The 14,227-nt window shown below is 63.3% G+C and carries 14 protein-coding genes; 5 read left to right on the top strand and 9 right to left on the bottom strand.

Annotation, left to right across the window (positions count from 1 at the left end; genetic code table 11):
* Positions 1–66: 66 nt before the first annotated feature.
* The 4 genes from metA to HMPREF1023_RS08745 all read left to right on the top strand — a co-directional run bounded on the left by metA (position 67) and on the right by HMPREF1023_RS08745 (position 1,940).
* The gene (gene metA / locus HMPREF1023_RS08760) at positions 67–1,008 is read left to right on the top strand and encodes a homoserine O-succinyltransferase (protein ID WP_009305877.1); all 942 of its coding nucleotides are present in this window, start codon (positions 67–69) and stop codon (positions 1,006–1,008) included.
* Complete coding sequence (locus HMPREF1023_RS08755) at positions 1,001–1,213, top strand: hypothetical protein (RefSeq protein ID WP_009305876.1); 213 nt, start codon at positions 1,001–1,003, stop codon at positions 1,211–1,213. Before metA ends, HMPREF1023_RS08755 begins: the two co-directional genes overlap by 8 nt.
* A 110-nt stretch (positions 1,214–1,323) precedes the next feature.
* Positions 1,324–1,554 (top strand): prevent-host-death protein, encoded by a 231-nt coding sequence (locus tag HMPREF1023_RS08750; protein ID WP_009305875.1) that lies wholly within the window; start codon positions 1,324–1,326, stop codon positions 1,552–1,554.
* Positions 1,551–1,940 (top strand): type II toxin-antitoxin system death-on-curing family toxin, encoded by a 390-nt coding sequence (locus HMPREF1023_RS08745; RefSeq protein ID WP_009305874.1) that lies wholly within the window; start codon positions 1,551–1,553, stop codon positions 1,938–1,940. The genes HMPREF1023_RS08750 and HMPREF1023_RS08745 overlap by 4 nt, the downstream gene beginning before the upstream one ends.
* Positions 1,941–1,988: 48 nt before the next feature.
* On the opposite strand, the gene HMPREF1023_RS08740 is transcribed toward HMPREF1023_RS08745, so the two are convergent.
* Both HMPREF1023_RS08740 and HMPREF1023_RS08735 read right to left on the bottom strand, forming a co-directional pair.
* Entirely contained in the window at positions 1,989–2,657 is a 669-nt protein-coding gene (locus HMPREF1023_RS08740; RefSeq protein WP_009305873.1) for an HAD family phosphatase, read from the bottom strand.
* 150 nt (positions 2,658–2,807) lie between these two features.
* Positions 2,808–4,277: a helix-turn-helix transcriptional regulator gene (locus HMPREF1023_RS08735; RefSeq protein ID WP_226844248.1), complete on the bottom strand. Its 1,470-nt coding sequence runs from the start codon at positions 4,275–4,277 to the stop codon at positions 2,808–2,810.
* Positions 4,278–4,458: 181 nt separating this feature from the next.
* Between HMPREF1023_RS08735 and HMPREF1023_RS08730 the strand changes: the two genes are divergently transcribed.
* Entirely contained in the window at positions 4,459–6,132 is a 1,674-nt protein-coding gene (locus tag HMPREF1023_RS08730) for an FAD-binding protein (protein WP_009305871.1), read from the top strand.
* A gap of 120 nt (positions 6,133–6,252) precedes the next feature.
* On the opposite strand, the gene pyrE is transcribed toward HMPREF1023_RS08730, so the two are convergent.
* From pyrE to HMPREF1023_RS08695, 7 genes are all read right to left on the bottom strand, one after another.
* On the bottom strand, positions 6,253–6,933 hold the full coding sequence (pyrE, locus tag HMPREF1023_RS08725; protein WP_009305870.1) for an orotate phosphoribosyltransferase: 681 nt from the start codon (positions 6,931–6,933) through the stop codon (positions 6,253–6,255).
* Positions 6,934–7,231: 298 nt separating this feature from the next.
* On the bottom strand, positions 7,232–9,034 hold the full coding sequence (gene dnaK / locus HMPREF1023_RS08720; protein WP_009305869.1) for a molecular chaperone DnaK: 1,803 nt from the start codon (positions 9,032–9,034) through the stop codon (positions 7,232–7,234).
* 220 nt (positions 9,035–9,254) lie between these two features.
* A complete protein-coding gene (locus tag HMPREF1023_RS08715) occupies positions 9,255–10,055 on the bottom strand; it encodes a J domain-containing protein (RefSeq protein WP_009305868.1) in 801 nt (266 codons plus the stop codon).
* Positions 10,048–10,893 (bottom strand): DUF5685 family protein, encoded by an 846-nt coding sequence (locus HMPREF1023_RS08710; RefSeq protein WP_231566061.1) that lies wholly within the window; start codon positions 10,891–10,893, stop codon positions 10,048–10,050. Before HMPREF1023_RS08710 ends, HMPREF1023_RS08715 begins: the two co-directional genes overlap by 8 nt.
* Positions 10,894–10,907: 14 nt before the next feature.
* Positions 10,908–11,348: a MarR family winged helix-turn-helix transcriptional regulator gene (locus tag HMPREF1023_RS08705; protein ID WP_009305866.1), complete on the bottom strand. Its 441-nt coding sequence runs from the start codon at positions 11,346–11,348 to the stop codon at positions 10,908–10,910.
* 9 nt (positions 11,349–11,357) lie between these two features.
* Entirely contained in the window at positions 11,358–11,774 is a 417-nt protein-coding gene (locus HMPREF1023_RS08700) for a hypothetical protein (protein WP_009305865.1), read from the bottom strand.
* 221 nt (positions 11,775–11,995) lie between these two features.
* The gene (locus HMPREF1023_RS08695) at positions 11,996–14,098 is read right to left on the bottom strand and encodes a sensor domain-containing phosphodiesterase (protein ID WP_009305864.1); all 2,103 of its coding nucleotides are present in this window, start codon (positions 14,096–14,098) and stop codon (positions 11,996–11,998) included.
* Positions 14,099–14,227 lie beyond the last annotated feature (129 nt).

Below are 14,227 nucleotides of genomic sequence, written 5' to 3'. Positions count from 1 at the left end.
ACCGTTACGACCGGCACCAGCGTGCCCGCGCGATACCGCGACGATCTACGAAATGCGAGGTTTCCCATGCCCATCAGAATCCCCGACTCCCTGCCCGCGACCGAGGTGCTCGAGGGCGAGAATATCTTCGTGATGACCGAGTACCGCGCCATGCACCAGGACATTCGCCCGCTGAAGGTGCTGCTGCTCAACCTCATGCCCACGAAGATCGTCACCGAGACGCAGATCATGCGCAAACTGTCGAACACCCCGCTGCAAATCGAGGTGAGCCTGCTGCAAACGGCCAGCCACGAGGCGAAGAACGTGTCCGAGCAGCACCTCGACACGTTCTACACCACCTTCGACGAGATCAAGGACCAGCGCTTCGACGGCATGATCATCACCGGAGCGCCGGTTGAGCTGCTCGACTTTGAGGACGTGGATTATTGGGACGAGCTCGCGCGCATCATGGACTGGTCCGCCACGAACGTGCACTCCACCTTCCACATCTGCTGGGGCGCGCAGGCCGGCGTCTACCACCATTACGGCATCCCCAAGTACGAGCTGGAGAACAAGCTGTTCGGCGTGTTCGACCACGAAGTGGTGAAGCCGTCGTCGCCGCTGGTGCGCGGGTTCAACGACTCGTTCCGAGCGCCGCACTCGCGTTACACCGAGGTGCACGCTGCCGACATCGAGGCGCACCCCGACCTCGAGCTGATCGCCGTCTCCGACGAGGCCGGCGTCTACATCGCGAAGAGCACCGACAGCCGGCATTTCTTCGTGTTCGGCCACCCCGAGTACGACGCCGACACGCTCATGGCCGAGTACGAGCGCGATATCGCGAAAGGCCTGGACATGCCGCTGCCTCGCCACTACTTCCCGAACGACGATCCGACGCAAGCCCCTCGCGTCACCTGGCGCGCGCACGCGCAGCTGTTGTATACGAACTGGTTGAACTATTATGTGTACCAGACCACGCCCTACGATTTGGCGAAAGTAGGCACCGAAGAGGACAGCGTCCATGAGTGACTCCCAGCGCAAACCGCGCTACATCCTGCGACCGGTGGTGACGCCGGTCGCAGGCGCGCAGCCGACTAAGAGCGCGGCTTCGAAGTCCGAAGCGTCATCCGACCCGTTCCTGCGCCCCGCCCAGGAAGACGACGACGGCTACGACCCGTTCAGCGACCGCCCGCCAACCCCCGAGCCGACCTTCCAGGAAGACCCTTGGCGATAAGAGAACTTCCTCTTTCATTTGATCCTCGATTATGCTCTTTTTTCAGCTGTTTTTTATGCTATAATATCGGCATAGATAGCAACCGGAGAAAACCGAAAGGAGGAATCGCCATGCCCCTCACAGTCAAGGCATCGGAAGCCCGCGCGCAATTTCCGACCATTGCAAAGCGCGTGTATGAGGACAATATCGAGGTAACGGTCATCAAGGGAAGCAAACCCTATGTAAAAATCGTTCCCATCGACGACAATGCCTCGGACGGCGAGAATGGAACCATGTATTTAGATGCATACTTGGAAGCTGCGGACGAGTACCGCGATTTGTTTGAGGCTCTGTCGAAATGAGCGGGCGCGATCCTTCTCCCATACCCAAGCATATCGTGCTCGCCATTCATGAAGACCAACTGAAACGTAACGGAGGAATGCCAGGAGTTCGCGACGAAGGGCTTCTTGATTCGGCTCTAGCTCAGCCTTTCGCCTCTTTCGGAGGACAAGATCTTTATCCTTCCGTGCATGAGAAAGCGGCTCGATACGGCTACGGGGTCATCAAGAACCACCCCTTCGACGACGGAAACAAGCGAACGGGAACGGCTCTCATCATCGCCTTCCTACACGGTAACGGAGTAAAGTTCAAGCCTCGTACGCAGGACTTCTTCGACACCGTCATCGCCGTCGCGAACGGTACTATGAGTTACGACGAGCTTGTCGCCTGGATCGAGAAGCAGATCTAGCGGGAACAAAACGGGGGGCGCTTCAAGTCGAAGCACCCCTCGCCTCTTTTAGTTCCAACCGAGGAACGTGTCGACGTCCAAATCCTCGAAGGTCGTGATGAACCGCTCGGCCTCGGCTGCCAGCTGCTCGCACGTGCCCGAGATATCGCAGTCGTAGATGCCGAGCGTGCGGTAGTTCGCGGCTTTCAGCGTGCGCACGGCGTACACCGAGTCCTCGACGCCCCAGGTGGCGGCAAGCGGCGTGCCCATCGCCTCGCGAGCGTGATCGTACACAGCGGGCTCGCGCTTCGAGGCGCCCACGTCGTCAACCGACACGATGGCGTCGAGGTACGGCGCGAACCCGCAGCGCTCAAGCCCGGCCTGCAAGTACGGCTGCGGGCTGGACGACGCCACACTCATGCGCACCCCGCGCTCGGCCAACGCCTGCACGAACTCGAGCGCTCCCGGCCGCGCCAGAGCGCGCTCGCGGTAGAACTCCAACATGAGCTCGTCCATCATGGCGACCACCTCGTCACCCGACGAACCCAAGCCGAAGCGCTCGTGGAAGAACGCGCCGCACTCGGGAATGGTCATCGCGGTGAGCGCATCGATTTCGGCCGCCGTCAACGTCACGTTCGCACGCCGCGCCAAACCGGCTTCCGTCTCGCGCCACACCATCATCGAGTCGATCAGCGTCCCGTCGCAATCGAAGATCACGCCGATGCGGAATGCGTCCATACGATACCCCCTCAAGGCATGCCGAACGCCGCTAAACCGGCGCCCGGCGAATCGTCTTCTTGTTCCACGAAAGAGTATCAGAAACTTCGCATCCGAGTTTGACCAGGGTCTTGATTTTGCCCAGAGTTAACGCATCCGAGTGCGAGACAGCTACCCAAGATCCTCCACCAGATCGATCAGCTCCTGATGGGTATGGACGTCCAGCTTCTGGTAGATATGCTTCACGTGCGCTTTGATGGTGTTGTACGACACGCATAGCTCGTGCTGGATGAACACGCCCGTCCTACCGCGCGCCAGCAAGTGCAGCACCTCGGTCTCTCGCTTCGTGAGCCCCTTCTGCTGCGAGAGGACCTCGCACCGCTCGTCAACGGTCAGAGCCCTCTCCTCGGAAGCATCGTCTTCATCTGCGCTGTCGACCAAAACAGGCGGAACGCTCTCGCGCACGCCGTTGATGGTTTTCTCGAAACTGAAGTGCTGCAGAAAAACCGACATGGCAACGACAAGGCAAAACACGATACCAGCCACCGCCAGAACCACCACCTGCACATCGCTCGTCCAATAGTGGTTCACGAAACGGCCGGCATTGGCTCCTAGGATGACGCCAATGGCATGCATCGCGGAGCCCCAAGCGAAAACCGAAACGGCACCATGCATGTTGCGCCGGGCCAACGCCGTGAGCACGATCCACTGGAACACGTCGAACGCAGCGATCCCGCAGCTGATCAAACCGTTCGAGATGGAGAACCGAATCAAGTCCGAAGCGGGAACGAGCAGAAGCCCCGCGATCGCAAGCAGCGCGGCCAGCTTCAAAAGCGCATCGGTCGTCAACCGGCGGGGAGCAAGGCATGCGACAACAAGGACCACCGCCAAAATCGCGAGGCTCCAGATCGACGTGGCAGGAATGCCCCCGGTTTCTCCGAACGTGAGCATGAAGCCCTGGACCGCGCTGAACAGAAGGAGGCAGACGAATAGTTGATGGCCGAACGGCAAGAACGACGAAGGCTGCGTGATGGCCATATCGTGCGGCGATTCGTCGCGAGAAAGCCGTGCCATTGTTTCCGAAGCAGTCGGATTCGCCAACAACGCAGCTCCTAGCAAGAGGGCTGCATGGACGGCAAGCGCAAACTCCGAATAGCCCACCGCAATCGCCTGTTTCGCGCCGGCGCATGCCAGCAATCCCGTCACGATGCAGATGGACGCGAGCTTCGTCGGAACAGAGCACAGGGCTATGCCCACCAGGATCGCGCACGCACCCTCGGCAACGGATACCAGGCAGGCGCCTGCCAGCATGACGCCCATCGATCCCAGCCGATCACCCGCCCACACGAGCAGCGACCCTCCCGCAGCTCCGAAGATCGCAATGCCCATGAGCACCTGCCTGCGCAACGCACGCGGACGACGCACCGACACGACGGCGACAGCCACCAGCGCGGCGCCGTTCGCTAACGTACACAGCTCTCGAATGAAGGAAAGCTGCGTGTCGTACAGAGGAAACAGATGCACGTTCAGCGACCAACTGCTCAACGTCAGCAACGCCAACGCAAGGCCCTGCGCAAACGAGAACAAGCCCGCCTTCGGCGGCGCGACCCCCTCGCCGTTCTGCTCCCGTGATCTCAACATGCCCGTATTGTAGCCGAAACACTCCATCTGGTTAACCGGCGTAAGAAGCTTTCTACCTGGGGTTACCCAAAAATTACCCACTGAGGGTGATGAAGTTTGCCCACGGCGACCCTAGGATGCACCCTCGAACCGCCGCAGCGCGGAGCACCGCCTGCACAACTCGCGAACAAGGGAGGGACCTATGAGCACCAAACATGCACAGGGCATATCTCGTCGAAGCTTCCTCGCAGGAACAGCCTTGGCAAGCACCGGAGCCGTTTTGGGACTGGCCGGATGCGCGCCGAAGGAGAACAAGGGCGCCGAAGAAGCGAACGCTGAAACGGGCAGCACATCGTCCGATTGGCTGGGCTCGGAGCCGACCGTTCAGGAAAGCGACATCGTCGAAACCATCGACACCGAATTCCTGATCGTCGGCGCTGGCACAGGCGGCCTGTTCGCCGCATGCGCAGCCGGAGAAGAGGGCATCGAGACGTTCGTTCTGGAGAAGTACAACGGCGGCGTCGTGCGCGACGACGTCGGAGGCGTGAACTCTCGCCTTCAGCAGGAAAGCGGATACACGATGGATCTGCAGGAGTACCTGCTCGACATGAACCACTACGCCGCAGGCCAATGCAATCTCAACCTTCATAAGACGTGGTACGAAAAATCGGGCGAAACCATCGACTGGTACGAGACCGTGCTCGACCAGTACGGCGTGAAGCTCTGGCATGAAGCCGCCGAAGAAAAGCACGAGACGAACTACAAGCACTGGGCAACCGGTCATTCGCCCGCCTGGCCGGAAGATGGCTCGCTTAACGGATTCACCGTGCTGTCCGATTACGCCGAGAAGACCGGCCATGTGACGTTCCGCTACAACACGCCCATGGTCAAGTTGGTTGTGGAAGGCGACAAGGTGGTCGGCGCCATCGGCAAAGGCGAGAACGGATACATCCAGGTCAACGCCAGCAAGGGCGTGCTGGTATCCACCGGCGGCTACGGCATCAACGTCGACATGCAGAAGGCGCTGCAGCCGCATACCACCAGCCTGTATGGGTTCAACTCCGCGCAGCCGGGTTGCGAAGGCGACGGCATCAAGGCCTGCCTGTGGGCGGGTGCGAAGATGGACGATACGCATTCCAGCATGCTGTTCGATCGCGGCGGCCTGCCGGCCGACTCGCTTGGCGGAGCCGATTGCGGCGTAGGCACGCTCTTCTGGATGGGAAGCCAGCCCTGGCTCAAGGTGAACCTGAACGGCGAGCGCTTCTGCAACGAATCCGGCACGTACGACTTCGTGCTGCACTCCGACGCCCAGCAGCCGGGTTCCATCCACGTCACGCTCTGGGATGCCGATTTCGCCACCTACGCCGAGCAATTCGACATGCACGGATGCTCGCGCCTCTTCCCCTTCGACAACGGCGCCGCGCCGAACATCCCCATCCAGGCGGTTATGGGCATGAACGAAGAGCTGGCGGCCAAGGGCTACATCCAAAAAGCCGACACCTTGGAAGAGCTGGCCGGGAAGCTCGGGTTGCCCGCCGACGCGCTCATCGCCACGGTGGAGCGCAATAACGAGAACTACGATAATCAGGTCGACCCCGATTTCGGGAAAGAGCCGTTCCGTCTCTCACCCGTGCGAAACCCGCCGTTCTACGGCATCCGCAACACCGGCATGCTGTTGTGCACCATGGACGGGATCAACATCAACACCCAAGGCCAGGCGCTGCGCGCAGACGGCAGCGTGATCGAGGGTCTGTACGTGACCGGCAACGACTCGGGCGGATACTACTCCATGACGTATCCGAACCTCTCGACCGGCAACGCCTGCGGCCGCACCGTCACGTTCGGCCGCATGATCGCGAAGAACCTGGCGAAGTAGCCGACCCCCAAAATCCCCTCCCCTCCTGAAAGGCCCGATCGACGCGCATGATGGCGTCGATCGGGCCTTCGCATTCGCTTGGACGGGAACAGCTGAAGAAACCAGGGGGTCGGCTCAGCCTTACTTCACGCCGTACTGCTCGTAGTAGGCATCCAGCGCCGCCTTCACGTCGTCGTCAATGACCACGCGCCCCTGCACTTCGCGGTTGTACAGGCATTCGGTCACCTCGGCCATGCTCACGATGGACGCGACGGGGAAACCGTACTTCTCCTGCACTTCCTGCTGCGCAGTCACTACGCCGCCTTTGCCCACTTCCATGCGGTTGAGCGACACAATGAGGCCCTTGACGTCCACATCGGCCGCGCCCTTGAGCACGGGATACGTCTCATCTATGGACTTGCCGGACGTGGTGACGTCCTCCACCATGATCACGCGGTCGCCGTCGTGCAGCTCGCTTCCCAGCAGGTTGCCCGCATCGGCGCCGTGGTCTTTGACTTCCTTGCGGTTGGAGCAGTAGCGCGCTTCCTTGCCGTACAGCTCCTGCAAGCCGATGACCGTGATCACCGACAGCGGAATGCCCTTGTACGCCGGCCCGAACACCACGTCGAAGTCCAGCCCAAAAGTATCATGGATGGCGCGCGCGTAATACAAGCCCAAGCGGTGCAGCTGCTCGCCCGTCACGTAGGCGCCCGCATTCATGAAGAAGGGGGACTTCCTGCCGCTTTTCAGCGTGAACTCGCCGAACTTGAGCACTTCGCTTTCAACCATGAACTCGATGAACTCTTGCTTGTACTGCTCCATGAGGGGTCCCTTCCTTCTCTTTCACCGCGCAGCCGCGCGCCCGCTGCGAACCATGATACTAGAAAGCGCCGACCGCCGGGACGTGGGCGCAAAATGCAACCCATGACAATTTTGGGCGGCCTTTCAGCCCCCTTGCGCCGGATCGTCGAGAAGCGGATCGGCATATGCCCAGCTCGCAAGCTTCTCGAGGCGCCCTGACTCCGAGTTCTCCATGGGAAACATTGTCATGGGCGCCGTTTTGCGCCCAAGGCGGCGAGCATCTCGCCCGCCGCCGTCGACATGTCAGATCCCGCGCCCCCTACCCTTGCTTCCCCAGCAGCTCGCGCACATGGGCGCTCGATGTCCTCAAGCGCTCGGCGGCCGCCTTGATGTCGGACACGTTGTCAACCGACGCCGCCTCGGCCTCGCGCGCCTTCTTGCCGAAACCGGCGGGGCGCTTCGACAGCGCCTTGCGCAGCGTTTCGGCGTCGGCCTTGACCTGCTTCTTCTCGTCTTTCTCCAACTGCTTTCCAACCTGGCCGAGCGCCCGGTCCACCTCGTTCAGCAGACCCTGCGCCTCCTCGCGCGCCAGCATGGCCTCGCGTCGCTCGCTGTCCTGCGCGGCGTACTGCTCGGCATCGCGAATGGCGCGCTCGATGTCGTCGTCGGACATGCGGCCGGAGTCGTCGATGGTGATGGACTGCGCCTTGCCCGTGTCCAGATCCTTCGCCGACACGGTGAGGATGCCGTTCGCGTCGATGTCGAACGTCACCTCGATCTGCGGCACGCCGGCCGGCGCGCGCTTGATGCCCTTCAGCTTGAACATGCCGATGGACTTGTTGTCCTTCGCCATGGGGCGCTCGCCCTGCAGCACGTGGATCTCCACGCTGGTCTGGAACGCGGCGGCGGTGCTGAACACCTGCGAGTAGTGCACCGGCAGCGTGGTGTTGCGCTCCACGAGGCGCGTCGCCACGCCGCCCACCGTCTCGATGGACAGGCTGAGCGGCGTCACGTCTAAAAGCAGGATGCTGTTATCGGCCTTCACCAGGCCCGTCGACGTGCCGGACAGCGTGGCACCCTGGATAGCGGCGCCCATGGCTACGCACTCGTCGGGGTTGATGGACGCGGACGGCTCCTTGCCCGTGAGCTTGCGCACATGGTCCTGAACGGCCGGAATGCGCGTGGAGCCGCCCACCAGCAGCACGCAGCCCAGCTCGGACGCGGCGATGCCGGCGTCGTTGAGCGCGGTCTGCACGGGACCCGACGTGCGCTCCACCAGATCGCGCGTCATGTCGTTGAACGCGGCGCGCGTGAGCGTGGCCTCGAGGTGCAGCGGGCCCGACGGGCCCTGCGCCAAGAACGGGAGGTTGACATGCGCGGTATCGAGCGACGAAAGCTCCTTCTTCGACTCGCGGGCCGCCTCGGTGACGCGCTGCATGGCCGCCTGGTTGCCCCGCAGGTCAACCCCATGCTCGCGCTTGAAGGCGTCCAGCAGGTGCGCAGCCACGCGCTCGTCGAAGTCGTCGCCGCCCAGATGGTTGTCGCCCGACGTGGCCAGCACCTCAATGACGTCGTCGCCGATCTCGATGACCGACACGTCGAACGTGCCGCCGCCCAGGTCGTACACCATCACCTTCTGCGGCGTGCCGTTGTCCAAGCCGTAGGCGAGAGCTGCAGCCGTGGGCTCGTTGATGATGCGCAGCACGTCGAGGCCTGCAATGCGCCCGGCGTCCTTCGTGGCCTGGCGCTGCGCATCGTCGAAGTACGCGGGCACCGTGATAACCGCCTGCGTGACATCCTGGCCAAGAAACGCCTCGGCATCGCGGCGCAGTTTGCGCAGGATCATGGCCGACAGCTCCTGCGGCGAGTAGGGCTTGCCGTCGATGTTGGCGCGCCAATCGCTGCCCATGCGGCGCTTGACCGACTCGATGGTGCGGTCGGGGTTCACCGCCGCCTGGCGGCACGCGATGGTTCCCACCAGGCGCTCGCCTTCCTTCGAAAACGCGATCACGCTGGGCGTGGTGCGCTCCCCTTCCGCGTTCGGCACGATAACGGGCCGGCCGCCCTCCACCGTAGCCGCGCAGCTGTTCGTCGTTCCTAAGTCGATGCCGATCGTTGCCATGAGTGCGTCCTTTCGGGTTGAGATTGCATAGGTGCAAGTGCGAAAACTCGAATCACCGGTAGTTCGTAGCGTCAGCGAGGGTTTCCGTGGTGCCCGAGATCGTGGGGAGGGCGAGGGCGTGGCGTACTTCGGTACGCAAGCCCTCGGACTCGCCGCGAGATCGGGCACCATGGGAAGCCGCAGCGTCGAGCGGTTCCGACGGCCGGCAGGCCGCCGGAACCTAAAACGGCATCCCGCACAGCCGGCACAACGAGGGGCCCAGGCACCAGATGCCGCAGCAGAGGATGCTGGGGTCGATGCCCATGCTGAAGCCTTGCGATTGGCTTTCCTGCTGGTAGGTTTGGCCAGTCTGCTGGAACTGCCGCTGCGCGCGCTGGTAGTCCGGGTTGTTCGGATCCATGCGCACCGCGCGCCTGATCTGCTCGAGCGCCATCAGCGTGTTGCCCGCCGCGTCGTTGGCCAGCGCGCTGAGGTAGTACCAGCGGGCCGAGCGGCCGTCGCTGGTCACCGTGTTCAGGATGTCCACCGCCTGCTGACCGCGCCCGGCGTTGATGGCGTCGATGGCGTTGCGCATCTGTACGTTGTCGCCCGCGGCCGCCTCGGGATGGATGGGCTCGCGGCTGCCGTAACCTGCGCCGCCAAAGCCGAACAGGTCGTCGAAGTCGAACCCGAAGCCGCCCGACCAGCCGTACGGCCCCTCGGTCCCGTAACCCGAACCGCCCGCGCCCTGCCCCTGGCCTGCTCCGCCGCCTGCTCCGCCGTATCCCGCGCCGCCTCCGTAGCCCGCGCTACCCTGCGGCCCGGATGCCGCCCCGGCGCGACGGTCGCGCGCCGCGTACTTCTCGGGGTTGACGATGCGGTCGTACGCCTCGTTGATCTTGTTCATGCGATCCGCCGCCGCAGGATCGTTCGGGTTCAGATCGGGATGGTTCTCGCGAGCCTTCTTGCGGTACGCCTTCTTCACCTCGTCGGCGGACGCATCACGGCTCACGCCCAGCACGTCGTAGGGATTCTCAACCACGGCGCTTCTCCTTATCGTTTTCCAACGCGTAGTACTTCTGCCACACGCCCGCGTACACCACGCTGCGCAGCAGGCGCAGGTCGCGCTCCAGCGGCAAGCGCTCGAACGCCTCGGCCACGCCCGCCGCCAGCAGGTGCAGATCCTCGCGCATATCCTCCGCGCTCATATCCATAGCAACCAGCGGGTTATAGCTGCCCGATGCCCGGTCGTCCTCGTAGTCCATCACGGCGTCCATCACGTACACGAACTTGCCCAGACGGGCGCCCACCGTCCGCAGGTCGTCCGCCCAGTAATCGTCGGGACGGTACACGAACAGCTCGCCCATCAGCACGCCGAAGCGGTTGGCCGCCGCATCGGGAGCGGGCACCTCGCCGCCCGGAGCGGCGCCCGCTTCGCGCGCAGCGGCCTCGATGGCTCCGATGTCGGCCATGCCCGTCTCGACGGCCTCGCAGATGCGAGGGTTCCTTTCGCGGATGGCACGGTAGGATCCGGCCAGCATGCCCGCAAACGCCCGAGCCCGCACGCTGCGATCGTCGTTCCAGTCGTCGAGGCCCTTGTAGTACGCAAGCGCCACCGTCACGTCGGCCGCATAGTCGATACATGCCGAACGCACGAACCCGTGCGCCTTCACCGGATGGGGCGCGCAGCGTCCCTCGCCCTCGCGCTCCTCCGGCTCGTACAGCGAGCCCAGCAACAGCGCCAAAAACACCAGGTCGTACGTCAGCGCCAAGCGACAGTGCTGCCCGCATCGCTCGCCGATCGCGCGACACAACCCGCAGTACGCTCGATGGTAGCGTTCGCGCTCGGCTTCGTCCAAGCCCTCCAAACGGGGCACCACGTATCCGAACATCCTCAGCGCACCAGCTTTCCCGAAAAGGCGCTGAGCGCCTGGAAACCTTCGAGGATCGCATCGAACGTCTCTTGCGGCTCGGCCGAGAACGCCCTGCCGTAACGACGCTGCACCTCGCCGTCGACGCTGGCCAACAGCGCGCGGCCTTCGTCGGTGACATGCAGCCGCAGCGACCGGCGGTCGGTCTGGCTGCGCTGGCGCTCGATGAGCCCTCGATTCTCCAGCTTGCGGCACACGGGCGAGAAGTTCGTGCGCAGGATGCCGGCGCGGTCGCTCAGCTGGCCCGCGGTCAAACCCGGCGTGCGCATCAGCTCCACCAGCACGTGCATCTGCTGCAACGTCAGGCCGTGCTCCTGGCAGATCGGCGTCATCGTATCGTGCAGTATCTTCTGCAAGTCGTAGGTGATGGCGAACAGCTCGCGCTTGAAAGCTGCGATATCCACGGCGGACCTTTACGACTTCTGCTTCGTCTCGGTCTTGCACTTCGGGCACACCACGCGCAGCGTGCCCTTGCCGCGCGGCACCGACAGCACCTGGCCGCAACCCTTGCACTTGAAGTAGCGCGTGGTCTTGCGGTTCGTCCACTTCTTGCGCATCAGCGACAGCTGCTTGCGCGGCTTCTCCACGATGCGCTCGAACGTCGCGTTCTCGCGGTCGCGGGCGGCGATGTTCTTCGAGTAGCTGCGGAACAGCGAATACGCCAGCACGATCAGCGCCACCCAAGACAGCAGGTCAAGCCCAGGAATCAGCGAGGCGAACAGTAGCACGATACCCGCAACCACCAAGAAGTTGGAGAATGTGTCGGCGCCGCGGCGCCCCTGCATCATGCCCGACAGCTTCCACTGCAACCGCTCCAGAAAACCCTTCACGCGAACCTCTTCTCCTTCATGCCTGCCTGGCCGCACGCAGCGCAAACGCGCTTCCGCGCACGACGCCGACCGTCGCACGGCCGCTTTCGATCTCTGAAGAAATATAGTATTAAAGTAAGATTATTTTTCGACCAAGACGAGCCGATGTCATCGAACTGACATGTTGCTGCCATAAAGCGCCCACAGGAAAAGGCGCTCCGCATTCGCGGCGCATCGCGTCCTTACGCCATGAACCGCCGCTCGAACTCGTCGATAGCGGACGGCCTCCCGATGAGATACCCCTGCGCCCTCGTGCATCCCGTCGTCTTCAGCGCCTCCAGTTGCTGCTCGGTCTCGATGCCTTCGGCCACCGACTCGATGCTCAGGTCGTCGCACAAAGACGCGAGGCCGCTCACCACGCGCATGGTGCGATCCGTGGCATCGATGCCCCAGATCAACGACCGGTCCATCTTCAGCACGTCGAATTCCAGCTGCACGAACAGCGACACGTTCGCGTTGTCCACCCCGAAGTCGTCGACGGCCACGCTGAAACCGCGGCCCCGCAGATCGTCCGCCACGCAGCGCAGCAGGTCGCCTCCGCGCCCGCGCGCCGACTCGGTCACTTCGATCTCGATGAGCGACGGGTCCACGCCGAAGCGCGCGACCGTTTCCGCCACCCGATCGACAAATCCCTCTTCCCCCACCGTCATGCGCGAGAAGTTCACCGCGATGGGCACTGCCGCACGGCCTTCGCGCTGCCAGCGCGCAACCGTCTCGCACGCGCGCGTCAGGGCGAAGAAGTCCACATCGGCGATCTCGCCCATGTCCTCCAACGCGGGAACGAAGGATGCCGGCTGCACCTCGATCCCCCGCTCGGGGTCGAGGTAGCGGATGAGCGCTTCGGCCCCTACCAGCGCACCGGTTTGCGTTGCCACCTGAGGCATGAGGAAGATGTCGAGCAGCCCGGCCTCCACCGCGTCCCGCGCGCCGCCGGGGCGGATGAGGTCGTTCACCGCTCCGTCCTGCGCCAAGTCGATGCCCAGATCGGTTGCCCGATGCCGCCCGATCTTGACGCGGCGCATGCGGTCGCCCGCCGTGTTCAGCAGCACGGTCGCGTCTTCGCAGCGCTCGCTCCAGGCAAGCCCCACCGAAGCGGGCAGCCCGGCCTCGGCGAAGCGGGCCGTCAGGCTGCGCGTCATGCGGTCGAACTCCTCGTATTCAAGCGGCAGGGCCACCGCGCAGAACTCGTCGTCGCCGATGCGGTACACGCCCTCGCCGAACACCTCGCGCATGGAAGAGCAGATGCGCCGCAGGACCTCGTCGCCCTCGTCGCGGCTGCGCTCCCGGTTCACCACCGCAAGACGGTCGGCATCCACCAGCACGAACCCGATGCTCTCGAACGTCCCGCAGTCGTAATCGCGATGGAACGCGCTGCGCGAGTACGCACCGGTCAATCCGTCTTTCCAGGTCAGCTCGTCAACCTGGCGCTCCGCCATCGCGCGCTTCATGCTGGCGGAGATGAACGACGCCAGGCTGACCAGCGGCTTCTCAATGATTTCCAGGCGGCCTTTCTTCGGATCGTCTGCTCCCATATAGCCTACGAGCCTGCCGTCCACTTCGAGCGGAACGACCACGAGCGACTGGATGCCCTGGACGGACAGCGCCTCGTACTCGTCGGCGCGCTCGCCGTCCTGCAGGTCGTCCACCGAGTTGATGATGACCGCTTCCCCGCGGGTGAACCGCTCGATCCAGTGATCGATCAGCGACAACGGCAAATCGGACAGGTTCTGGATCTCGGGAGACACGCCCTGCGCGCACCACTCGTAGGCGTTCCACATGCGATGGCTCACGATGTTGAAGATGTAGGTGCGATCGGCCTGCAAGAACTCGCCCACCATGCCCAACACCGCGTTGAGCGCCGCATCGAGATCGTCGTTCTCCAGAACCCGGATGCATTCGACGTTCAAACCGTTCGCGCTTGCGAGGAACTTGAACGATTCCTTCTCGCGGTCGTGATCGGTTATGTCGAACGCGATCTCGAGGCGCGCTTGCTTGCCGTTCCAGTCGATCAGCTTGTCGCGCAACAGGTAGTGATGCTTCGTGATGGGGCTCGTGTGCTCCCATTCGAGGAACGCGCCGCCGCTCGGGCGGTTGTTCGTGCAGAACGGGCAGGGGGACGTGCGGTTCTGCAGCGCGGCGTAGCACAGGTGCGTTCCGTCGGCGATGTCCTGGCCGTAAGCCTCTTTGCCGGCCTTGTTGACGAACAGCAGCTGATAGGTGTCGGGGTCGCTGATGTACACGAGCTCGGACAGTCCGTCGAGGAGCGAATCTACTGCGAATTGCACGAGCGCCCCTCTCTGTCCCCGATGTGCCAATATGCCCTCTGATAAGGCATGATTATAGAGGAAGCCCAGGTCGCTGCTAAGGGGGTAGTGTAAAACGAACGGCCCCGCACGAGGCGAGGCCGTTCGAGG

It is taken from the genome of Eggerthella sp. 1_3_56FAA (assembly GCF_000185625.1).
In the GTDB taxonomy this organism is placed as follows: domain Bacteria; phylum Actinomycetota; class Coriobacteriia; order Coriobacteriales; family Eggerthellaceae; genus Eggerthella; species Eggerthella lenta.
Note: the sequence above shows the minus strand (reverse complement) of the source record. Positions and strands in the feature narration are given on the sequence as shown.